The organism is Pseudomonas sp. R76, assembly GCF_009834565.1.
In the GTDB taxonomy this organism is placed as follows: domain Bacteria; phylum Pseudomonadota; class Gammaproteobacteria; order Pseudomonadales; family Pseudomonadaceae; genus Aquipseudomonas.
Genome location: NZ_CP019428.1, coordinates 5,408,337 through 5,431,065, shown reverse-complemented (window position 1 = coordinate 5,431,065; position 22,729 = coordinate 5,408,337). Strand labels below are relative to the sequence as shown.

Below are 22,729 nucleotides of genomic sequence, written 5' to 3'. Positions count from 1 at the left end.
GGTAATTCCCAATGGCTTTAATCGCTCGAGCTCGCAAAAAGCGCAAGCCGGTCGCCGAGATGAACGTAGTGCCTTACATCGACGTGATGCTGGTGCTGCTGGTCATTTTCATGGTGACCGCGCCGATGCTCAATCAGGGCGTGAAGGTTGATCTGCCCAAGGTTTCCAGCGAAGCCTTGCCGCAAGACAACAACACTCAGGTCCTGACCATTTCGATCAAGGCTGACAAGACCTATTACTGGAACCTTGGCAGCGAAGTCGATACCCAGAAACAGCAGGACAAGGCCATGACCTTGCCGCAGATGACCGACGCCGTGACCAAGATCATTCGGTCCGGCAACGAAGGCGGCAAGCACACCCAGGTGTTCATTCGCGGCGACAAAGTGGTCGACTATGGCTCCGTCATGGGCGCCATGGGCGGGCTGCAGAAGGCCGGCGTGGGTAACGTTGGCTTGATTACCGAGGCGCCCTGATGCAGCAACAGCGAGAGCCGTCCGCCTCGGAAAGCTACTTCTGGCCTAGCGTCTGGGCAATCGCCCTGCACGTCCTGGTGTTTGGCATGCTGTTCGTCAGCTTTGCCATGACCCCGGACCTGCCGCCAGCCAAGCCGATCGTGCAGGCGACCCTGTATCAGCTGAAATCGAAAAGTCAGGCCACCACCCAGACCAATCAGAAGATTGCGGGTGAGGCCCAGAAGTCGGCTGCGCGCCAGACTGAAGTCGAACAGATGGAACAGAAGAAGGTCGAGCAGGAAGCGGTGAAGGCTGCTGCGGAACAAAAGAAAGAAGAGGCGGCTCAAAAGGCCGAGGAATCGAAAAAGGCTGACGAAGCCAAGAAAGCTGACGAGGCGAAAAAGGCTGATGAAGCCAAGAAAGCCGAAAAAGCTGCCGAAGCTAAAAAAGCCGAAGAGAAACAATTGGCTGATATAGCCAAGAAGAAGTCTGAAGAAGAAGCCAAGAAGGCTGCCGAAGAAGAGGCCAAGAAAAAGGCCGCTGAAGAGGCCAAGAAGAAGATAGTCGAAGACGCGAAGAAGAAAGCCGCCGAAGACGCCAAGAAAAAAGCTGAAGCAGACGAGGCGAAGAAGAAAGTCGCCGACGACGCGAAGAAGAAAGCTGCCGCCGATGCCAGCAAGAAAAAGGCCCAGGAAGCAGCACGTAAATCCGCCGAAGAGAAAAAGGCCCAGGCCTTGGCAGATTTGCTTTCCGACACGCCTCAGCGTCAGCAAGCCTTGGCCGATGAGCGTGGTGATGAAGTCGCGGGCAGTTTCGACGACCTGATTCGGGCACGGGCAGCGGAAGGTTGGACACGTCCACCTTCGGCACGCAAAGGCATGACAGTAGTGCTGCAGATCGGCATGTTGCCGGACGGTACGGTGACTTCGGTCAGCGTGGCCAAGTCCAGTGGCGACGGTTCGTTCGACAGTTCGGCGGTTGCCGCGGTCAAGAATATTGGCCGGTTGACCGAGATGCAGGGAATGAAACCAAGCGACTTCGCTCCCTATCGTTCATTCAAGATGACATTCACACCTGAGGATCTAGCCTTGTGAGAAACCTTCTTCGAGGAATGCTTGTCGTTATTTGCTGTATGGCAGGGATAGCGGCGGCGGATGAAAAGAACATCCTGGTTACCAGCGGTAGCGATCGGGCCACCCCGATCGCCGTAGTACCGTTCGGCTGGCAAGGCGGCAGCGTGCTGCCGGACGACATGGCCCAGATCGTCAGTGACGACCTGCGCAACTCCGGTTACTACGCGCCGATTCCAAAAGGCAACATGATCAGCCAGCCGACCCAGGCCAGCGAAGTCATCTTCCGTGACTGGAAAGCCGTAGGCGCCCAGTACCTGATGGTCGGCAGCATCACGCCGGCCGGCGGTCGCCTGCAGATCCAGTACACGTTGTTCAACGTGGCCACCGAGCAGCAGGTCTTGACCGGCAGCGTATCGGGCACCGCCGAACAACTGCGGGACATGGCGCACTACATCTCCGACCAGTCGTTTGAAAAGCTCACCGGTATCAAGGGTGCTTTCTCGACGCGTCTGCTGTATGTAACGGCTGAGCGTTTCTCTGTAGACAACACTCGTTACACCTTGCAGCGCTCGGACTACGACGGTGCACGGGCTGTGACCTTGCTGCAATCGCGCGAGCCAATCCTGTCGCCACGTTTCGCGCCGGACGGCAAGCGTATTGCCTATGTGTCGTTCGAACAGCGCCGCCCGCGCATCTTCGTGCAGCACATCGATACCGGCCGTCGTGAGCAGATCACCAACTTTGAAGGCCTCAACGGTGCGCCAGCCTGGTCGCCGGATGGTTCGCGCCTGGCGTTCGTGCTGTCCAAAGACGGCAACCCGGATATCTACGTGATGAACATGGCGTCGCGCCAGATCAGCCGCGTGACCAGCGGCCCGGGCATCAACACCGAGCCGTTCTGGGGTAAGGATGGTTCGACCATCTACTTCACCTCCGACCGGGGCGGCAAGCCACAAATCTATAAAACAAGCGTAGGCGGCGGTGGTGCAGAACGCGTTACCTTTATTGGTAACTACAATGCCAACCCTAAGCTTTCGGCTGATGAAAAGACGTTGGTGATGATTCACCGTCAGGATGGTTTCACTAATTTCCGGGTTGCGGCCCAGGATTTGCAGCGCGGAACCGTAAAAATCCTTACAGATACCAACCTTGATGAGTCAGCTACTGTTGCGCCCAACGGCACCATGGTAATCTACGCCACCCGCCAGCAGGGCCGGGGAGTCTTGATGCTCGTGTCCATTAATGGACGCGTAAGGCTCCCGCTTCCTACCGCACAAGGCGAAGTCAGAGAACCATCCTGGTCCCCTTACCTGAACTGACGCGGCGCTACAAAAAGAAGTACTTAACACACTGGGGTTCATTAGGAGTTTCACGATGGAAATGCTGAAGTTTGGTAAGTTTGCTGCTCTGGCTCTGGCTCTGTCCGTAGCCGTTGGTTGCTCGTCTAAAGGCGGCGACAATGCCGGTGAAGGCGCAGCTGTTGATCCAAACGCTGGTTACGGCGCTAACACTGGTGCAGTTGACGGCTCCCTGAGCGAAGAAGCTGCTCTGCGCGCTATCACCACTTTCTACTTCGAATACGACAGTTCGGACCTGAAACCAGAAGCCATGCGCGCTCTGGACGTTCACGCGAAGGACCTGAAAGCTAACGGCGCTCGCGTTGTTCTGGAAGGTAACACCGACGAACGTGGTACTCGTGAGTACAACATGGCACTGGGCGAGCGTCGTGCGAAAGCCGTTCAGCGCTACCTGGTACTGCAAGGTGTTGCTCCAGGCCAACTGGAACTGGTTTCCTACGGTAAAGAGCGTCCAGTTGCTACTGGCCACGACGAGCAGTCCTGGGCTCAAAACCGTCGCGTCGAACTGCGTAAGTAATTCGTCATGCGAACGTGCCGTCGTGCTCTAACTGTATTGGCTCTCAGCCTCGCACCGCTTGCGGTGTGGGCTGCGGTTCCTGTGGAAGATAGCAACTCTGGCTATAACAATAGCGGGAGCAGTTATCCGCCAGCGGGTTATGGCACGAACGGCGCCTATGCTGGGGGAGCGGCTACGTCCGCTCCCTCGGCACAGGGCGAACTGTTCAACCAGCTGCAACGCATGCAGGATCAATTGTCGCAGCAACAAGGCACGATTGAAGTTCTGCAGAATCAAGTGAACCAGCTGAAGCAAGAAGGCCTGGAGCGTTACCAGGATCTTGATCGACGCATTGGAGCCGGCGTAACACCTGCCGCCACTCCTGATAATTCTTCTGCCGGTAGCGCGCCAAGCGCCACTGCCGGTGGTGCAGCAGCGGGGGCTGCGGCCGCAAGCCAAGCCCCTGCCGCCAGCAGCGAACCGGGTGATCCGGCCAAAGAAAAGCTGTATTACGATGCAGCCTTCGACCTGATCAAAGCCAAGGATTTCGATAAGGCCAGCCAGGCTTTTACCGCATTCCTGCGCAAATACCCCAACAGCCAATACGCGGGCAATGCCCAGTACTGGTTGGGCGAGGTTAATTTGGCCAAGGGTGATCTGCAGGGCGCAGGCCAGGCGTTTGCCAAGGTCAGCCAGCTCTACCCAAAGCACGCCAAGGTGCCTGATTCGCTGTACAAACTTGCTGACGTAGAACGCCGCCTGGGTCACACCGACAAGGTCAAAGGCATTCTGCAGCAGGTCGTTGCCCAATATCCGGGTACGTCCGCTGCCCAGTTGGCTCAACGAGATCTGCAACGCTTGTAAGCGATGCTTTCCCGTTTAGAAGAAACCCGCGCCTGGCGCGGGTTTTTTCGTTAGAATCCACGCCCTTTTATGAAACACGCTTCCTGGGGTTTACGCGTTTGCGAAATTCCTTGAAGTGCCTGACGGAGGCGGACAGCCTGTTTAGCTGTTACGCCCGTGGCGACTATGCAAGACACATTACGTATTACCGAAGTTTTTTACTCGTTACAGGGTGAAACGCGAACCGCTGGCCTGCCCACCGTATTTGTACGGCTGACCGGCTGCCCTTTGCGTTGCCAGTACTGTGACAGCGCCTACGCCTTCAGTGGCGGCACCGTGCGCAGCCTCGACGACATCCTCGAGCAAGTGGCCGGCTTCAAGCCGCGCTACGTCTGCGTGACAGGTGGCGAGCCGCTGGCCCAACCAAACGCCATCCCATTGCTCAAGCGGCTGTGTGACGCCGGTTACGAGGTCTCGCTGGAAACCAGCGGCGCCCTGGACATCTCGGCTGTTGACTCGCGCGTGAGCCGGGTAGTCGATCTCAAGACCCCAGGTTCCAAAGAGGCGCACCGCAACCTCTACGAGAACATGGACTTGCTGACGGCCAACGATCAGGTCAAGTTCGTGATCTGCTCTCGTGACGACTATGACTGGGCAGCCTCCAAGCTGATCCAGTACGGCCTCGACCGCCGCGCCGGTGAGGTGCTGTTCTCGCCCAGCCATCACGACCTGAACGCCCGCGACCTGGCCGACTGGGTCGTCGCGGACAACCTGCCGGTGCGCCTGCAATTGCAGTTGCATAAATACCTGTGGAATGACGAGCCGGGGCGCTGACATGGCCGATGAAAAACGCGCCGTCATCCTGCTCTCCGGCGGCCTGGACTCCGCCACATTGGTGGCCATGGTACGCGCCCAGGGCTACAGCTGTTACACCCTGAGCTTCGACTATGGCCAGCGCCACCGCGCCGAGTTGGACGCCGCCGCGCGTGTCGCCCGTGACCTGGGTGTGGTCGAGCACAAGGTCATTGGCCTCAACCTTAATGGCATCGGCGGTTCGGCGCTCACCGACAGCAGCATCGACGTACCCGAGGCGCCCAGCGAAGGCATCCCGCTGACCTACGTGCCGGCGCGCAACACCGTCTTCCTGTCGCTGGCCCTCGGCTGGGCGGAAGTATTGAACGCCCGCGACATCTTCATCGGCGTCAATGCACTGGACTACAACGGCTATCCGGACTGTCGCCCTGAGTATGTCGAGGCATTCGAGCGCATGGCCAACCTGGCCACCAAGGCCGGTGTAGAGGGGCAGGGCTTTCGTATCCAGGCGCCGCTGCAGAACATGACCAAGGCGGATATTGTGAAGGCTGGTGTAGGACTTGGTGTCGACTACACGCTGACAGTTTCCTGCTACCAAGCAGACAATGCCGGCCATGCCTGTGGGAAATGTGACGCCTGCCGACTGCGTGCAGAAGGCTTCCAAGCCGCCGGAATTGCTGACCCAACGCGTTATTTCTGATTTATTTAAAATAAGGTGTTGAATAATCCTTAGAAATCAGTATTATACGCGCCACCACACAGCGGGTCGTTAGCTCAGTTGGTAGAGCAGTTGGCTTTTAACCAATTGGTCGTAGGTTCGAATCCCACACGACCCACCATTTTTGGCGGTTTAGAAAATCCGGAAGGCCCACGCAAGTGAGGATTTCCGGGTTTTTTTTTGCCTGGTGAAAAAGCCGCCTGCAATAGGCGGCCCGTGGCTCCTCTGTCGGGGTCGCTCAGCCAAACCGCCCCGTAATATAGTCCTCCGTCTGCTTCATCTTCGGCTTGGTGAAGATCTCGTCCGTATTGCCATACTCAATCAATTCCCCCATGAACATGAACGCGGTGTTGTCCGACACCCGCGCGGCTTGCTGCATGTTGTGAGTCACGATAATCACCGTGTACTGCGCTTTCAGCTCAGTGATCAATTGCTCGATGCGCCCGGTGGAAATGGGGTCGAGCGCTGAGGTCGGTTCGTCCAGCAGCAACACCTGCGGGCGCAGCGCGATGGTGCGCGCGATGCACAGTCGTTGTTGCTGGCCGCCGGAGAGGCTTTGGGCGCTCTGGTTGAGTTTGTCTTTGACTTCATCCCACAGGGCGCCGCCGCGCAGGGCTTGTTCGACGCGGTCGTTCATCTCACGGCGCGAGAGTTTTTCGTGGTGGCGCACGGCGTAGGCGATGTTGTCGTAGATCGACATCGGGAACGGCACCGGCTTTTGGAACACCATGCCGACGTGGCTGCGCAGGCGGTTCATTGAATAGCCAGGGGCGAGGATGTTTTCGCCGTTGAGCAGCACTTCGCCACGTGCTTCCTGCTTTGGATACATCGAGTAGATGCGGTTGAACACGCGCAGCAAGGTGGACTTGCCGCAGCCGGAGGGGCCGATGATGGCGGTGATGCGCTTTTCCGGAATATCGATGTCGATGGATTTCAGCGAGCGTTGGTGGTTGTAGAAAAACTCCAACCCGCGCACTTGGATTTTGGTTTTTTCGGGAACAATGCCGGTGGCGTCCATCAGTGAGACCTATTGCGTAAAAGGATCAGGCGAGATGCCAGGCTGAGCACCAGCACGAACAGTGTGAGCACCAGGGCGCCGGCCCACGCGAGTGAGTGCCAGTCGTCGAACGGGCTCATGGCGTACTGGAAGATAACCACCGGCACACTGGCAATCGGCTTGAGCAAGTTGCTGCTCCAGAACTGGTTGCCAAAGGCGGTGAACAGCAGCGGTGCGGTTTCCCCGGTGATTCGCGCCAGGGCCAGCAGGATGCCGGTGACTACCCCGGCCTTGGCCGCTCTCAACACGATCTGCAAGGTCAGTTTCCATTGCGGCACACCCAGTGCCAGCGCGGCCTCGCGCATGGTGGAAGGTTGTAGTTGGAGCATTTCATCGGTGGTGCGCACCACCACTGGAATCACCAGCAGGGCCAGGGCCAAGGCGCCGGCGATGGCGGAAAAACCAACCTGGTGATTGGTCAGCAGGTTGAGTGGCAAGATCACGCCGGTGTAGATAAACAAACCCAGCACAATCGAAGGCGCCGACAGCAGGATGTCGTTGATAAACCGCACCGTGGTGCCCAGGCGTGAGTGGCGTGCAAACTCTGCCAGCCAGATACCGGCCATCAACCCAATGGGCGTGCCGATCAACAGTGCGATGGCAGACATCAATGCGCTGCCATAGAACGCGTTGGCCAGGCCGCCTTCGGTGCCGGGCGGCGGCGTCATCTGGGTAAACAGGCGCAGGTTGAGGGCCTGGAACCCATTGATGATGGTGGTCAGCAGAATCCACGCCAGCCACAAAAGGCCGAAGGCTGTCGCGCCGCAACTGAGGCACATCGCCACCGCGTTTTTCAACGCGCGTTTTCGGTACAGGCGTTCGTTGGCGTTCATAACCCTTCCTTGCGCGACAGGCGCATCAGCATCAGGCGCGCCAGTGCCAGCACCACAAAGGTCACGATAAACAGCAAGAAGCCCAGCGCGATCAGCGCGGAGCGGTGCAGGTCGGTGTAGGCCTCGCTGAACTCGTTGGCGATCACGGACGCAATCGAACTGCTGGGCATCAGCAGCGAGGCGGAGAATTGTTGGGCGTTGCCCAATACAAAGGTCACCGCCATGGTCTCGCCAAGGGCACGGCCCAAACCGAGAAAGATCCCGCCGACAACGGCCGAGCGCGTGTAGGGCAAGACGATGTCCCACACCACTTCCCACGTTGTGCTGCCAAGCGCGTAGGCCGATTCTTTCAATGGTGTCGGCACACTGCGAAACACCTCATGCATCACCGAGGTGATAAACGGCATGATCATCACCGCCAGCACAATCCCGGCAGTCAACATGCCGATCCCCAGCGGCGGGCCCTGGAACAGCGAGCCAATAAAGGGCAGGGCGCCGAGGTAGTCGTTGATCAAGGGCGACAGGTGCTCAGCCATAAACGGCCCGAACACGAACAAGCCCCACATGCCATAGATGATCGAAGGAATACCGGCGAGCAATTCAATCGCCGACGCGACCGGCATCTTGAGCCAGGGCGGCGCGACCTCGGTGAGAAAAATCGCAATGCCGAAACTCACCGGCACCGCAATCAGCAAGGCCAGGAAGGAGGTGACCAAGGTGCCGTAAATCGGCACCACGGCGCCGAAGTGGTTGTTCACCGCATCCCATTCGGTACTGGTGATAAAGCTGAAACCAAAGGTCTTGAACGCCAAACCGCCGCCCCACAGGGTCGAGGCCGCAATGGCACCCAGCAATGCCAACACCAGCATGGCGGCGCCGAACATCGAGCGTTTAAACCACAGATCGTGGCGTTGATCGCGGGTGGCACGGCGGTCGCCCGCGGTGTCGCCTGCGTGAGAAGTCATGACCAGCGGGTGGACGGTGTCGTTCATATCAGATGTGCTCACCGCCTTGCGCAGTCAATGCGCAAGGCGGCCGTAGGACGAATCAGTTGGCGAAGTCAGACTTCCAGTAACCTTCGATTCGCGACACCAGGGAGTCCGGCAGGGCTACGTAGTCCAGCGCCGCGGCCTGTTGCTGGCCTTTTTCCAGTGACCACTTGAAGAAGCTGAACGCCGCCTGGCTTTGCTCGGCATTCTTCGGCTGCTTGTACATGATGATCCAGGTGGTCGCCGTGATCGGCCACGCGCCTTCGCCTGGGGCGTTGGTCATGATCAGGTTGAAGTCTTTGGCATTCGCCCAGTCGGCGGTATCTGCGGCGGCCTGGAATGCCTTGGCATCAGGTTTGACGAATTTCCCCGAAGCGTTTTTCAGTTGGGCATAGGTCATTTTGTTCTGCAGGGCGTAGGCGTATTCCACGAAGCCGATGGAGTTCTTGATCTGCTTCACGTAGGCCGAAACGCCTTCGTTACCCTTGCCGCCCACACCGACCGGCCACGGCACGGTGGTGCCGAACCCCACCTTGGTTTTCCAGCTGTCACTGACTTTGGCCAGGTAGTTGGTGAAGTTGTACGAGGTGCCCGAGCCGTCGGAACGGTGCACCACGGTGATATTCGCCACCGGCAGGTTCAAGCCGGGGTTGAGGGCGGCGATGGCCGGGTCGTTCCAGGCCTTGATGTCACCGAGGAAAATCTTCGCGAGCACGTCGCCATCGAGTTTCAACTGGCCAGCCGCTACGCCCTCGACGTTCATCACCGGCACGATGCCGCCAATCACGCTGGGGAACTGGCCCAGGCCGCCGGCTTTGAGTTCATCGGCCGACAGCGGGGCGTCGGAGGCGCCGAAGTCAACGGTGGCCGCCTTGATCTGGGCGATGCCGCCGCCGGAACCGATTGACTGATAGTTGATGCGGTTGCTGGAGTTCTTGCTGTAGTCCTGCGACCACTTGGACAGCACCGGGTAGACGAAACTGGAGCCGGCGCCGGTAACGTCGGTGGCGTGGGCCACGCCGCTCAAGCACAGGGCAGCGAACAGAACAGACAGACTTTTTTTAGTCGGCAACATCACGACAACACCTCAAGGGAAGGGGTAAGTGGATAGGTCCACCTGTCTAAGACGTGACGATTTAATTCCTGAGATATGTCTGTTTAATGACGGTTTGGCTTTATGAAGAAACATTTAGAAATGTTTGCGCCGGTGAACGTGGGTTGCCCACGTCCACAGCCGCCGTGCGACTTAGTTGATGCTCTGCTCTATCCCGGCCTGCAACACCTGGCTGTCACTGTGCCCGCCGACCCGCAGTGGCCCAAGGTTGAAAGCCTGATCCTTACGCGTGGCGTCGTCCTGTTTCCGGGTCAGTTCATCCTTGGCGCCCAAGGCCAGGTTGACCGGTGACTTCGACAGGTTCAGCCCGACATCGGCCCGGTAGTCGCTGCCGGCCAGTGTCGTCGCCTTGACCGTGGAACCGCCGAGGTCGACTTTGCCTTTGTCCGCGCTGATCTGCGCACCCGTGAGGCGTGTTTCGCCACTCACCTGCAGAGTGACGCCCTGAGTACCGCGCAGGCCCGACGCCTGGGTGACGCTGTCTTTCACCACGTGGCTGACGTCCAGATTCAACGTTGGGGTGTAGGACGTATCGCCACTTTTGTCGCCGAACAGCACGTTTTCGGCGGTATTGGCCACCGAGCTGCCGGTGGTGTTCTTGCCGCTGACGGTGTAGCTGTCCGTGGTTTTTGGCCAGACTTTTTCCTTGAGGTTGGACAGGCGAGTGCCCACGGCGTCCTTCTTGTCCGCCAGGTAAGCCTTGGCTTGATCCACGCGTGTGCCAAAGGCGCCACGGGGCTCGGGGTTCACGTCGTAGCTACCGCTGCGGGTGAGTTTTTCGCCCAGGCGCTCCTTGGCGTTGATCACGCTCTCTTTGGCCGAGGCCAGGTGCTCGGTGCCCTTGTCGACAGCGTTCTCCAGCTTTTCGCGGTGTTTTTCAAACGCGCCCTCGGCCTTGGCTTGCACCTTGTCCTTGAGCGGGCCGCTGGCCTTGGCCAGTTTGTTGACCACACCCGGTTGGTTTTTCTCGACGTCGAGCCGGGTGTCGACGTTGACCTGGGTGCTGCTGACGTGGTCCTTGCGGCTCTCGACGACGAGGTTGCCGCCGACGTTGCCGCTGACCTGCTCGGCTTCAATCCGCGCGCCGGCCAGATGGGTATCACCGGCACTGTTGATCACCACCTTGTTCGCCTTGATCAGGCTGTCGTGCTGGGTGGTGCCTTGCAGGTGATCGACGTCGACCTTGACCCGCGCATTGATGCCGTACTGGGTTTTGGCTGTGTCGTGTTCACCGGCGTCGGCCAGGGCTGTTTTGCCGCCGCTGCCACCTGCGCCCAAAGTCACGCCCCAGCTGTTATGCGCTTGGGTGGATTGTGCCGACTCTTGCAAAATGCCGCCGTTTTGCGCCGCCAGGTTGACCCTGTCGGCCACTACCTGGGTGCCTTGCAGGTGGATGGCATCCGCCGCGTCAGCGCCACTGGCGAGGGTAACGTTGCCGTTGCTGTGCAATTGCCCGACCACTACGCCCTGATCGTTCTCGGAAACCTTGCCGATGTTGAAGTTGGCGCTCAGGCTGCCGGTTGTACCGCTGCTTTCGGCACTGCTGGTCTTGCCGGCTCCCACCGTCAAGCCGCCGCCCAGGTTGCTGCCGCTGCTGACATGGTTTTCGGTGGCCGCTTGCAGGTTCAATTTGCCGCCGGCGTTGAGGCTGATGTCACCGGTCTTCGCGGTGCTGCTGCCGATCTGAGTGCCTTGCAGGGTCATGTCGCCGCCACTGCTCAGTTGGATCGGCCCGCTGCCGTGGAGCGTCGCGACACGTGCCTGGCTGTCCTGGGTGTCGAGGCGTTTGTTATCCAGTTGAACGCCGGCACCCAGGTTCACGTTCGTACCATTGCTGCCCGGCGCTGTGCCCACCGTCAACGAGCCGCTGCCGCGCAGGCTGTTGTCGGTTTTGTTTTGGGTATCGCTGGCCTGGTTCAGTGCCAATTCGCCTCCGGCCTTGAGGTTGACGCCTGCCTGGCCACCGTTGAAGTGGCTGCCTTCATAGCGTGCATCGCCTTGGGTCTGAATGCTCACACCCTGAGCCCCGGCGTAGCTGCCGACCACCGCCGTGCTGCTTGATTCGCGCACATCGCTGCTGCCGCCGGTGCCGCTGCCGCGCACGTTCAAGTCTTCACCCGTGGTGGTGTAAACCCGCACGCCCGCCTTAGCGTCCACGCCTTGCTCGCTGCTGCTGTGAGTGTTGGCGGCTGCGGTGGCAAGGTGCTCGCCGGCATTGATCTTGAGCCCGCCCTCGCTGGCGCGGTATTGAGTGCCTTGATCCTTCAGGGTGTTGGCGACATTGACCTGCACTGTTCCACCACTGAACTGGCTGACCACCGCGGTGCTGTCCTGCTGTGTGCGGGTCTTTTGGGTATGACCGACTTCCACATCCAGCCCGACATTCGGCTGCTCGAACGCATCGAGCAAACCTGGCTGATGGAATTTGGCCTGGGCCACGCCCTCGACGGCTTTTTCGATCGGCCGGGTGATGCCTTTGTATTCGACATTGGCGCCGACATCGGCGGTCCAGCCATTCTCCTTGTGGGTGCTGGTCTCGGTGTTATGCGCCGCCTGGTTATCGACCTGGGCAGCGTTGACCTGCAACTCGGAGCCGGCCTTGACCTGCGCGCCTTGGCTGGTCAGGGTGTTGCCGGCGTTGATCGTCAGCTTGCCGGCCGCCGCTACATTGCTGGTTTGCGCGGTGGTTTTGTTGCGGGTGTCATCGCTGCTCTGATGGCTGAATTGCGCACCATTGCCGGCCCGGTCCAGGCCACCGGTGTAGTACACGCCGCCCGCAGTGGTGGTCGTATCGGTTTGGTTGCGGGTGCTGTCATCCGCCGCCAGCAGCTCGACGTTTTTGCCGCTCACGGTCGCGTCGCCCTGGGTGGCCTTGAGCTCAGAGCCCTTGATGCTCACATCGCCACCCGCGGTGACGGCCAGGCTGCCACCGCTGAGGCTGGCAGCCTGCTGCCGGGTGGTGTCGGTCTTAGCTGTTTGCTGTTGATCTTCGTAGGTGACACCCGCGCGGTACTGACGGCTGCCTTCGGTGGTTTCCTTGGCGTAGCCATCGAAACCACGGGTGTGAGTGCTGGTGGTATCGCTGGAGGTGTTTTGCGCCGAAGCGACCTTGATATCGCCCTTGGCGTGCGCCTGCAATAAACCTGTGGCAGCCACTTGAGAGCCACTGACTTCGATGTCCTTGGCGCTTTGCAGTCTGAGGTTACTGTCCGAGCGCAGGTTGCTGGCGACGGTGGTGCTGTCCTTGAGGTTCTTGCGGCTTTCATCCTTTGTAATGCCGAAGAACTTACTGTCGTTGCTGTAGCTATTGTCGTGGGAGGTGTCTTGTACGCCGTCGATCACCAGCGAGCCTTTGTCGCTGATCACGCTGGCCTGTTTGCCGCCGCGCGCCTGGCTGCCGCTGATGCGCACGTCATCGGCCTTGACGATCAACTTGCCGTCGGCATTCACCTTGCTGCCGGTGTTCAAGGTTTTGCCCTTGTCACCGTCGCCGCTTTTGCCGAAGAAGCTGCCGCCCGTGAGGTCGCCGGCGTAGGCGTTATCGCTGCTGCGCTGGGTGCGGCTGGCGCTGCCGATGTCCACCTGACGGCCGGCCAATTGAATGTCGCCCGCCGATTTCAGCTCGGCGCCCTGCAACTGCAGTTTCTGCTGGCTGGTCAGGTCCAGCGTTTTGCCGGCCTTGAGGCTGCTGGTGACGCTGCGTTGTTCACTGCTGGATTTGTCCCAGTTGGCCTTCCACAGGTGCTTGCGGTGGTTGCCTTGATCGCGGGTTTCATGGGTTTCGGTGGCAGCGTTCACCTGCAGGTCGGCGCCGCTGTTGACGCGCAAGGCGTCGCCCGCTTCGACTTTGCTGGCGGTGATCGTGGTGTTGGCGCCGGACGACAGCGCGGCATTCTGTTGCGCGACGACATGGTTGCCGTGCTGGCGCGAGTCCTTGTCGGTGGTGGTGCGGTCATAGGTTTCGTAGGTGAACAGGAAGTTGCTGTTGTTCCACTGTTCACGTTTTTCCTGGAGCTTGCGGCTTTCCAGGCTGCTGAGGGTCAGGTTGCGGCTGGCGTCGAGTTTGACGTTGCGCCCGCTGACGTCCGCAGCGGCGAGGCTCAAGTCCTTGGCGCTGTGCAAGTCAACGTCGCCCTGGCGGCTGTGCACGCCGGCGCGGGTGGCCTCAAGGCTGTCGGCGTGCACCTGGCCGCGGATGTCGAGGTCGCCGGCCGAGCTGACCTTCACGCCGTCGCGGCCTTCCACTTGCACCGCGCCCACACGCACGCCGGCGCCTTCGGCGGTACTGATGATATTGATACGCCCGGCTTGCATCGCGCCGAACAGGCGGGCGTCGATGCGCTGGTCCTGGGTCTTGCTCGCCGGGTCGACCTGACGCACTTGGCCGCTGGCGTAGTCGACCTGATTGCGGCCGACCGTGAGGTTCAATTGATCCCGCGCACTGAGGCGCCCATCGCTGTCGATGTGCGGCGCGATCAGGTGGATCGAGCCCGCGCCGTTTTGCAGGCCCTGGCCTTGCACCGTCAATTGGCCGCTTGCATCGCGGGTGTTCAAACCTTGCAGCTTGCCGTCGTTGAGCTCGGGGCGGCCCACTACCAGGTTGGCATTCGGGGTGTTGATGAAGCTGCCGCCGTTCACGGAAATGCCGTTCGGGTTGGCCAGTACATAATCGGCGGCGCGGCCAAAAATCTCCTGGGCGCCGTTGATGGCCGAGGCGTTGCGGCTCACCACTTCGTTGAGGATCACGCTGGCGGCCTGGCCCTGGAACTGCGGGTTGGCTGCCAACTGCCCGGCGAGTTGCGATTGGCCCGCCTGCAAAGCGTTGTTCAGCACCACGCCCTGGCGGTCGACGTTGTAGTCCAGAAACTGGTTATGGGACAGGCCGCCGGCATTCGGCGCGACGATGTTGACGATGGGCACGCCGCCCTGGTTTTGCAGCTGCGGCGTGCCGCCAGGCCCTTCAACGACGGTCACGCCACCGGCCAGCACCAGCTGCGGCAGCAGGAGCAGGCTGGCGATGGCCCAGCGCAGTTTGCCCTGAGGGGAAAGGTGAAACGTGTGTGTGGCAGTCGGCATAATAAATTCGCTCTGTGTTGGCTGATCTACGACGTGCGTTGTTCGGTGCAACGCTGGTGTAGTGCTCAGGTACGGCGGTTATTTCAGGCTAATCATGTGTCAGCTCATCTCTGCAAGCTCAAATCTGCACGCTAAGGCGCGTCAGCCACACCTCCGGCTCCTGGCCAAACCCTGTGGGTGTGTTGAGGCTGCGTTGGTAATCGAGGTCGAGCTGCAGGTTCTTCCAGCTCAGGTTGAGCCCGACGCTGGCGCCACTCAGGCGTTGGCCCTGGGCGCCGTGTTCGCGCTTGACCCAGCCGTTGTCCAGGCCCAGGCGCGGGGTGATTTTTATCGGCAGGTCGCTGTTGAGCGGCAGGCGCAAGGTGTTGCGCCACACCGCACCGATGGCACCGGACGCGCTGTATTCGCGGTAGCCACGCACCGCCGAGTCGTCGGTACCCAGCAGTTGTTCGATGGCGGGCAAGGCGTCCGGGCTGTATTGCGCTGACAGCTGGCTCTGCCATTGCCACGGTTGCCCCTGCCATTGGCCGTTGCGCCATTGGGTGAGGTTGGCGCGGTACTTGCGGAATTGCGCCTGGGGCAGGTTTTTTTGCGTTTGCTCGGCATCGCGATCAGCACCGAACCACGTCAGGCCTTGGGCGTAATTGACGTCGAGGTTCCACACCGCGCTGTTGAGCCAGAACAGATTCAGGCCCGCCTCGGCCACGGTCAGTGTTGGGCTCTGGATGCCCAGGCGGACCTTTTGCAGGTAGCTGTCGACGTCCTTGTAGGCCAGTTGCAGGTTGGCACTGAGTTGATGGCCCTGGTCGCGCCACAGCACCCGGTCGGTGCGCAAACTGACCTGATCGGTGCGGCCGCTGTTATACAAGGTGGTGCGACTGAGCTTGAACGGCGAGCGGTATTCGGCATGGCTGGCGAACAGGCTGTAGGTCCAGTAACCGTATGGGATGGCATAAAACAGGCTGTTGCTGCGGCTGTAACGCGGCCCGTGGTTGAGCGTGTCGCTGAAGCTCAGGTTGAGCGAATCGTTGAGCTCCAGCGGGCTGTCCAGGCTCAGGTTGATCGCATTGCGATCACGCCCGGTGCCGGCGCTGCCGAGGTTATCCAGCCCAAGTCCCAAGGCCCAGCGCGAGGCCGTACTGCGCGAGCGCAGGATGATGCGCGAGGCGCCAGGTTCACTGCCGGGAGCAATGTCGGCGGTGAGGTCCACCGAGCGCAGGCGGTTGAGCTGGTCCAGGCCTTGCTCCAGGTCGCGCAGGTTCAGCGGCTGGCCGAGCATTCCGGGAAATGCCCCGGTTAACGACACGGGCAGGCTCTGGTCGGCCAGTTCGATGGCTTCCAGGTAACCTTCTTCGACGTGAATATCCAGCGGCAGCCCGGCGGCCGGTGCGCTGATCAAGTACGGGCGGCTGGCGATATAGCCGGCCTCCACATACAGCTGAGTGATCTCGGCCAGCAGGCGGTTGATCTGGGTGACGCCCATGCACGGCGCCACGTAGGGCTCGATGCGTTTGTTCAGTTCGGCCCTGTTGAACAGCGTGACCCCGGCCAGGCGTGTACCGCTGAGCGGCCAGCAGCGTTCATCTTTGTCGACAGCGTTGGGTAAGGCCGGCGTGGCCGGTTGAGTACCGAAACTGCCGCGTTGCATCTGCCGCTGGCGCTGCTCCAGTTGTAACTGTTGCAAGTCGCGCTGTTGTTGCTGCTGCAAGCGCAGGGTTTCCTGGCCGGGCTGCGGGCCATCGGCGGCGGCCACCGGCAACGCGCACAGGCAGAGCAGGGCGACACTCCATCTGCGGATACAGCAAAGGCGTTGGGTTGAGGGCTGGTTTGGCACTCGACATCCTTAACGTAGAAATACACACAATTCATGCCCCTGAGCCAAACCGTGAGCTCAGGGTATGCCGCACTTGAGTCATCTTTAAACGGATTGTTACATCGGCTGTAGGATTTATTACATAAAACGTGAGGAATGCCGCGTTATTCAGGAAATAAATGCACATTTTTAGTGCGAAGGTGCAGGCGCACGCCTGATAAGCCACGTATCTTCGGGGAGGATGAGACGGCGGATGTACGAAGATCGTTTTTGATTGTTGCAGCGAAATCGCTTAATCGGGGCGTTTATAGCGCAAGCGCACGCCGGATAAAACCGGGCGGTCACGAACAGATTAAAAGGTCATAAAGTGAAGCCTAAAAACCGCCAAAGTCCTTGAAATGCTTGGGATTGTCGGACAATCCAGCAGATGAAAAACTCTTCATAAACGCTCCGCTCGAAGGTTGGTAGTTTTCCCAGCGCTGCCCAATAATTCGAGTCCTAATAATGAATAACAAAACTCTTAAAGGCGCCTTGGCGCTCTCCGTTTCGCTCGCCTCCACACAACTGCTCGCCGGTGGTTTTGCGCTCAATGAACAAAGCGTCAGTTCAATGGGCACGGGCTACGCCGGGCGTTCTTCCTCGGCCGATGACGCCAGCACGGTGTTCGGCAACCCGGCCGGCATGTCCCGCCTCAAGCACAATGAAGTCAGCATCGGCGCGACTTACCTCGATGCCAAAACCAATATCAAGGACGCCAGCTCCAGCCAGGGCGGCGTCGATAACCCCGGCACCAACAAGGGCGACATGGTGCCTGGCATTGCCGTGCCGATGGGTTACCTGGTCACGCCGATCGATGAGCACTGGGCGTTTGGCCTGGGGGTTTACGCACCGTTTGGCCTGGTGACCGACTATGAACACAGCTTCCAGGGCAATGGCTTTGGCAATAAGAGCAAGATTCAAGTCACCACCGTGCAGCCGACCGTCAGCTACGCGTTCAATGACAAGGTGTCGGTCGGTTTCGGCCCGACCTTCAACAAGATCAGCGGCGAGCTGGACTCCAAAGTCCCGGCGTTCGGCCTCGGCACCGAAGCGGTGAAGATCAAGGGCGACGACACCGCGATGGGTTTCAACGCCGGTATCCTGGTGCAGGCGCTGGACAGCACCCGCATCGGCGTCACCTACCATTCGCAAGTGGTGTATCACCTGAGCGGCCATACCCAAGCCTCGGGCGTGCTGTCCGACCTGCTGGACGGCGGGCCGCAAAAGTATGACGCCAAGCTGAATGTCACCACGCCTTCTTCCGTGGACTTCTCGGTCACTCACCAGTTGACCGATGCCTTGACCCTCTACGTGGGCAGCACCTACACGCGCTGGAGCCAGTTGAAGAAAATCACGGTGAACAACGCCGGCGTGTCGGATATTACGGCTGAGCTGGCAGGCCTGGGCTCCATCACCGAAGAGCAGCACTGGCACGACACGTGGTCCCATGCCATCGGCCTGTCGTATCAGCTCAACAAACAACTGGTGCTGCGCACCGGCTTCTCGGTGGACGAGACGCCCACCAACAACACCGACCGTTCTGTACGTATTCCTACGGGCGACCGTACCGTATTCAGCGTGGGTGCCGGCTGGACGCCTGTGGATAACCTGACCTTTGACGTGGCCTATTCCTACCTGAAGGAAGAACCGATCAAGGTTCGCGACAACAACCCTCAGTTAGCGCTGAACTACGACGCCAAGTATGAAAACAGCGCGAATGGGTTTGGTGGTTCGGTGACTTACCGCTTCTGATCGATGCAATCCGGCGAAGAGCCAGTTTTTTGGCATGGCTCTTTGCCAGTTTTGTTGACATCAATGCTGTCATTTACGGTGCGTGTTGGTTAGATTGAAAGCTACTCAGCTTTTAAGACATGGACTGTCATGACTACGTTAACGCCTGTTATCGCGACCAATCCCCTTATTGTTCGGGCTGCGACCACCGCGCCTCCCGCCACCCTGGCGAACACTGTCGACGTCTCACCGACGCGGCCTTCGGCAGTGGTCAGCCTTGGCAATCCGGCAGCCGATGTCGTCGATACCTATTCTCGAAACGGCTTGTTGCCCGGCCAGGAAAGCGTGCGGACCTGGGAAAACAACAGCGATGATTCGATCACCTGGGTCATCAACTCCGGCTTCCACTCGGTCACTACGGCCGGCCGCTACAGTGGGCTGGGCGCTGCGCTGGTAGACCAATTCACCAAAGGTGGCGGTGCCGCGATTTCCCAGTCGCTGCTCAACACCACCGCTGACCGCGCCGGCGACACCGATGCAATCAAGGCGGACCAGACGCTGCTGCACAGCAAGGCCGACAACCAAGTCAGCCTCAGCATCAAGACTGCCAGCGGCAAGACGGTGACGTTCAGCCTGTCCAGCCAGAAAGATGGCCTGGGCGTACAGGCCACCGTAGAAGGCGGGGAGTTGACCGCCGATGAACTCAAGGCCGTCGGCCAGTTGGGCGGCGCATTCCAGGCCTCGGTCGACGGGCTGACCGCCGTGCCGCCGAAACTCGACTTGAGCAGGCTGACTCAGTTCGACGCCAAGCTGCTGTCGTCGGTGGACCTCAATGCCAAAGTGAAAGCCTCGAACGAAGAGGACATTACCCTGGCCTTTCATGCCGACAGCGAGAGCCGTACCACGCGCATGAGTGGCCCGGCGGGTCAGATTGACCTCACGGTGGACCTGAGAAACGCGGCGATCCTCGGCAATGCCAAGCAGCAGGCCAAGGCGCTGCAAACCTACCTGGCGCAGTTCGACCGCGTCGAGCGGCGCGGCAGTGCCAACGCGGACCTGATGGCCATGTTCAAGGACGCGTTCAGCGCCATGAACAGCAACTATCCGCCCGGGGCTGGCACTGCAAACCCTCTGACGAATAACCCGACCGACAAAGGTTTGCTGACGGGCCTGGCTGACTTCAAGGCCTCGATCAAACAGGCGGCGGGCGCGCCCAATTCGATACGTCGGTCGGAAGTTGAGGGTTTTTCCTACAGCGTGTCGCAGAATACCCAGGTCAATGGCCGCAGCACGGGCGACCGCAGCGTCACCCAGAACCAGCAATCGCTGCTGTCGGCGAGCTTCCATAAAGGCCTCGACGGTGGCAAACCGCCGGTTTTTGACGGCTCTCGCGAATCGCAGAATTACCTGTATGTGCAAGTGCAGGACAAGGCCAGCAGCACCGCAACCTTCGCCTATAAAGACGGCCGACTGACGAATGCGTCCGTTACCCAATCGGCTTCCCAGAACACCCACACGCAGAAGTACGTGATGGGCAACCGGGTGGAAGACAGCGTGGTGCCGAAGGAAGCCTCCATCAGGCGCGACTACCTGACGCTGCTTGAGCACGCCGCCCAGGCGAGCAAAAAGTCCAAGGATGCCCTGGAGCAGTCAACCTTGAAGGATGCCTTGGCCAACATGCATGACTCGATCCTGTTGCAGAACGATCCGGATGTGCTGATGCGCTGACGTTCGGCGTGATCAAAGCGGGAAGGCCCAGTGATGCGCCTTCCCGTTTTTTTTGCCCGGTGAGCGTGCCTGCGCAGGCCAGATTAGGCTTTTGAATCCATTCGATATTCTGTAGCCTTGCGCAGCTTCACCCGTGCTTGATGAACACAATCACTTCGTCCGGCGGCGCCCGAAGGGCTCCAGAGCCGGTGGTACACTCGACTTTCGCGCTTACTGCGCCTGCAGGTCTTGCGAACATGACGCAAATTTCCGAACGCCTACTGGTCCAAGCCCACCTCGACGCCAAGCAGCCCAAGGCGCTGAGCGCCGAAGAAGAGGCGAGCCTGCGTGCCGCCATCGCCGCCGAGCTCAAGGCTCAGGACGCGGTGCTGGTCGCCCACTTCTATTGCGACCCGGTGATTCAGGCCTTGGCCGAAGAAACCGGCGGCTGTGTCTCCGACTCCCTGGAAATGGCGCGCTTCGGCGCTGCCCACCCGGCCAAGACCGTATTGGTCGCCGGTGTGCGTTTCATGGGCGAGACCGCCAAAATCCTCACCCCCGAAAAACGCATCCTCATGCCCACCCTGGAAGCCACGTGCTCTCTGGACCTGGGCTGCCCGGTGGATGAGTTTTCGGCGTTTTGCGACCAGCATCCCGAGCGCACCGTGGTGGTGTATGCCAACACCTCGGCGGCGGTCAAAGCCCGGGCGGATTGGGTCGTCACCTCAAGCTGCGCGCTGGAAATCGTCGAAAGCCTGATGGACAACGGCGAGACGATTATCTGGGGCCCGGACAAGCACCTGGGCACTTACATTCAGCGCCAGACCGGTGCGGACATGCTGCTGTGGGACGGCGCGTGCATCGTCCACGAAGAGTTCAAGTCCAAGCAGCTCGAAGACATGAAGGCGCTGTACCCGGACGCCGCGATCCTGGTGCACCCGGAGTCGCCCACGGCGGTGATCGAGCTGGCGGACGCCGTAGGGTCCACCAGCCAACTGATTGCCGCAGCGCAGCGGTTGCCGAACAAGACCTTTATCGTCGCCACCGACCGCGGCATCTTCTACAAGATGCAGCAGTTGTGCCCGGACAAGGTCTTCGTTGAGGCGCCGACCGCCGGCAACGGCGCAGCCTGCCGCAGTTGCGCACACTGCCCGTGGATGGCAATGAATACGCTGGAGCGCACGCTGCAATGTTTGCGTGAGGGCAGCAATGAGATCTTTGTTGAGCCGTCAGTGATTCCGCAGGCGGTAAGGCCGCTCAAGCGCATGCTGGATTTCACCCAGGCTGCGCGCTTGAAACTGGCCGGCAACGCCTGATCTGAGGCGAGCACGGTAAGAAAATGTGGGAGCGGGCTTGCTCGCGAATGCGGTGGATCAGTCACCAGATGTATCGACTGACACACTGCATTCGCGAGCAAGTCGAATCGTCGCACCGCCGCTCCCACATTTGGATCTCCACTCTTTCTGGAGTTACTTCTTCTGCTTCGGAATCCGCACCAACTGCGTATCCGAATAAATGTCATGCCAGCTGCGTTTGTGCTTATCAAACAGCGACCAGATAAACCCCAGCCCCATGCACAACCACGACGCAATCGACACCACAAAGCGCAGCAGCGCCTGCCACAGGCTGATCCGCGAGCCATCGGCGTTCTGCACGCGCACGCCCCACACCTGCATGCCCAGGGTCTGCCCGGAATAGGTCCAGAACTTGGCAAAAAAACCAAACAATACAAAAAACAAAATCGTCGACAGCAACGGGTCACCGTCCAGCGCGCCGGATTCGGTGAGCGTGCGCATCTTGGCTTCGCCGATAAACGCCATCCACACCAGCTTGTAGATAAACGCGGTGACGATCAGCAGGGCGGTGCACAGCAGAAAGTCATAGAACATCGCTGCCAGGCGACGGCCCAGGCCAACGGCGGGGAAGTCGCCTTGGGGGCTCAGCAGGGGTTTGGACATGGCAGTCTCTCTAGAGAAAAAAGCCATTTTACGAGCAAACGCACATAAAAAAGCCCCTGATGTCACCATCAGGGGCTTTTTGTCGCAGCAAGGATCAGCCTTCTGCTTGTACTTCGTCAGCCTGCATGCCTTTCTGGCCTTGCACAGCTTTGAAAGTGACCTTCTGGCCTTCTTTCAGGCTCTTGAAGCCGTTGCCTTGAATAGCGCGGAAATGCACGAACAGATCCGGACCGCTTTCTGGAGTGATAAAACCAAACCCTTTCTCGTCGTTAAACCACTTGACGGTACCGCTCTGACGATCTGACATTTTCTTCTTTCCTTTGACGCTAAAAATTAATGACAGCCCCTTTCACACGAAAGAGTACTGGGCTGAGTTGCAGGAAAGTAAGAGACGTCGAACGGGTTGTAGCAAACTTTTGGCTACTGCCCAGGTCCAGGTTCAAAGCGACCCATGCAAACACAGTGAACAAACTTTACGCCAACTAATGGAGAAAAAACAAGCCCTGCCAAAAGCCCAGGTTTTGCTTGGCTTCGTGACTGTTTGAGCAACAAAGTGGATCCCGCTTATTCGATAGAGTTGATCACTTGTTATAGGCGCGGGCCTATTACATTGCCTATCGTCAATGCACTGTTTTATGGCGGTTGCGTTACAGTTTAGT

At 59.6% G+C, this 22,729-nt stretch carries 18 protein-coding genes and 1 tRNA gene; 11 read left to right on the top strand and 8 right to left on the bottom strand.

All coding sequences use genetic code 11. The features are described 5' to 3' along the window. Positions 1–20 precede the first annotated feature (20 nt). The 8 genes from tolR (at position 21) to PspR76_RS24465 (ending at position 5,874) form a co-directional block, all read left to right on the top strand. Positions 21–473 carry a protein TolR gene (gene tolR, locus PspR76_RS24500; RefSeq protein WP_161630238.1) on the top strand — a complete coding sequence of 151 codons (453 nt, stop codon included), beginning with the start codon at positions 21–23 and terminating at the stop codon, positions 471–473. After that, positions 473–1,546, top strand: coding sequence for a cell envelope integrity protein TolA (gene tolA, locus PspR76_RS24495; protein WP_159959465.1), 1,074 nt, complete (start codon positions 473–475; stop codon positions 1,544–1,546). The genes tolR and tolA overlap by 1 nt, the downstream gene beginning before the upstream one ends. A gap of 17 nt (positions 1,547–1,563) precedes the next feature. Further along, positions 1,564–2,844, top strand: a complete 1,281-nt coding sequence (gene tolB / locus PspR76_RS24490) for a Tol-Pal system beta propeller repeat protein TolB (protein ID WP_032865998.1) — start codon at positions 1,564–1,566, stop codon at positions 2,842–2,844. 55 nt (positions 2,845–2,899) lie between these two features. Then, positions 2,900–3,400 (top strand): peptidoglycan-associated lipoprotein Pal, encoded by a 501-nt coding sequence (gene pal, locus PspR76_RS24485; protein WP_003209827.1) that lies wholly within the window; start codon positions 2,900–2,902, stop codon positions 3,398–3,400. A gap of 6 nt (positions 3,401–3,406) precedes the next feature. Continuing rightward, positions 3,407–4,243 carry a tol-pal system protein YbgF gene (gene ybgF, locus PspR76_RS24480; protein ID WP_159959463.1) on the top strand — a complete coding sequence of 279 codons (837 nt, stop codon included), beginning with the start codon at positions 3,407–3,409 and terminating at the stop codon, positions 4,241–4,243. 165 nt (positions 4,244–4,408) lie between these two features. Then, on the top strand, positions 4,409–5,056 hold the full coding sequence (queE, locus tag PspR76_RS24475) for a 7-carboxy-7-deazaguanine synthase QueE (RefSeq protein WP_159959461.1): 648 nt from the start codon (positions 4,409–4,411) through the stop codon (positions 5,054–5,056). A gap of 1 nt (position 5,057) precedes the next feature. Further along, the gene (gene queC, locus PspR76_RS24470; RefSeq protein WP_174245646.1) at positions 5,058–5,735 is read left to right on the top strand and encodes a 7-cyano-7-deazaguanine synthase QueC; all 678 of its coding nucleotides are present in this window, start codon (positions 5,058–5,060) and stop codon (positions 5,733–5,735) included. A 63-nt stretch (positions 5,736–5,798) separates the two neighbouring features. Beyond that, positions 5,799–5,874, top strand: a tRNA-Lys gene (locus tag PspR76_RS24465). Positions 5,875–5,991: 117 nt separating this feature from the next. Here PspR76_RS24465 and pstB read toward each other — a convergent pair. The 6 genes from pstB to PspR76_RS24435 form a co-directional block, all read right to left on the bottom strand. Continuing rightward, complete coding sequence (pstB, locus tag PspR76_RS24460; protein WP_159959457.1) at positions 5,992–6,771, bottom strand: phosphate ABC transporter ATP-binding protein PstB; 780 nt, start codon at positions 6,769–6,771, stop codon at positions 5,992–5,994. Then, a complete protein-coding gene (pstA, locus tag PspR76_RS24455; protein ID WP_159959455.1) occupies positions 6,771–7,643 on the bottom strand; it encodes a phosphate ABC transporter permease PstA in 873 nt (290 codons plus the stop codon). The genes pstB and pstA overlap by 1 nt, the downstream gene beginning before the upstream one ends. Continuing rightward, entirely contained in the window at positions 7,640–8,635 is a 996-nt protein-coding gene (gene pstC, locus PspR76_RS24450; protein WP_159959453.1) for a phosphate ABC transporter permease subunit PstC, read from the bottom strand. Before pstC ends, pstA begins: the two co-directional genes overlap by 4 nt. Before the next feature lie 55 nt (positions 8,636–8,690). Continuing rightward, the gene (pstS, locus tag PspR76_RS24445) at positions 8,691–9,707 is read right to left on the bottom strand and encodes a phosphate ABC transporter substrate-binding protein PstS (protein WP_159959451.1); all 1,017 of its coding nucleotides are present in this window, start codon (positions 9,705–9,707) and stop codon (positions 8,691–8,693) included. 171 nt (positions 9,708–9,878) lie between these two features. Then, complete coding sequence (locus PspR76_RS24440; RefSeq protein ID WP_159959449.1) at positions 9,879–14,822, bottom strand: hemagglutinin repeat-containing protein; 4,944 nt, start codon at positions 14,820–14,822, stop codon at positions 9,879–9,881. A 118-nt stretch (positions 14,823–14,940) separates the two neighbouring features. Beyond that, complete coding sequence (locus PspR76_RS24435; RefSeq protein WP_159959447.1) at positions 14,941–16,656, bottom strand: ShlB/FhaC/HecB family hemolysin secretion/activation protein; 1,716 nt, start codon at positions 16,654–16,656, stop codon at positions 14,941–14,943. A gap of 483 nt (positions 16,657–17,139) precedes the next feature. Between PspR76_RS24435 and PspR76_RS24430 the strand changes: the two genes are divergently transcribed. From PspR76_RS24430 to nadA, 3 genes are all read left to right on the top strand, one after another. Beyond that, positions 17,140–18,426, top strand: coding sequence for an OmpP1/FadL family transporter (locus PspR76_RS24430; protein WP_159959445.1), 1,287 nt, complete (start codon positions 17,140–17,142; stop codon positions 18,424–18,426). A gap of 129 nt (positions 18,427–18,555) precedes the next feature. Then, the gene (locus PspR76_RS24425; RefSeq protein ID WP_237235696.1) at positions 18,556–20,133 is read left to right on the top strand and encodes a lactate dehydrogenase; all 1,578 of its coding nucleotides are present in this window, start codon (positions 18,556–18,558) and stop codon (positions 20,131–20,133) included. Positions 20,134–20,369: 236 nt separating this feature from the next. Beyond that, complete coding sequence (gene nadA, locus PspR76_RS24420) at positions 20,370–21,428, top strand: quinolinate synthase NadA (protein WP_122542851.1); 1,059 nt, start codon at positions 20,370–20,372, stop codon at positions 21,426–21,428. Positions 21,429–21,581: 153 nt separating this feature from the next. On the opposite strand, the gene PspR76_RS24415 is transcribed toward nadA, so the two are convergent. Then, the gene (locus tag PspR76_RS24415) at positions 21,582–22,070 is read right to left on the bottom strand and encodes an RDD family protein (RefSeq protein WP_159959443.1); all 489 of its coding nucleotides are present in this window, start codon (positions 22,068–22,070) and stop codon (positions 21,582–21,584) included. Between the two features lie 94 nt (positions 22,071–22,164). Further along, a complete protein-coding gene (locus tag PspR76_RS24410; protein ID WP_034109143.1) occupies positions 22,165–22,377 on the bottom strand; it encodes a cold-shock protein in 213 nt (70 codons plus the stop codon). Positions 22,378–22,729: the final 352 nt, after the last annotated feature.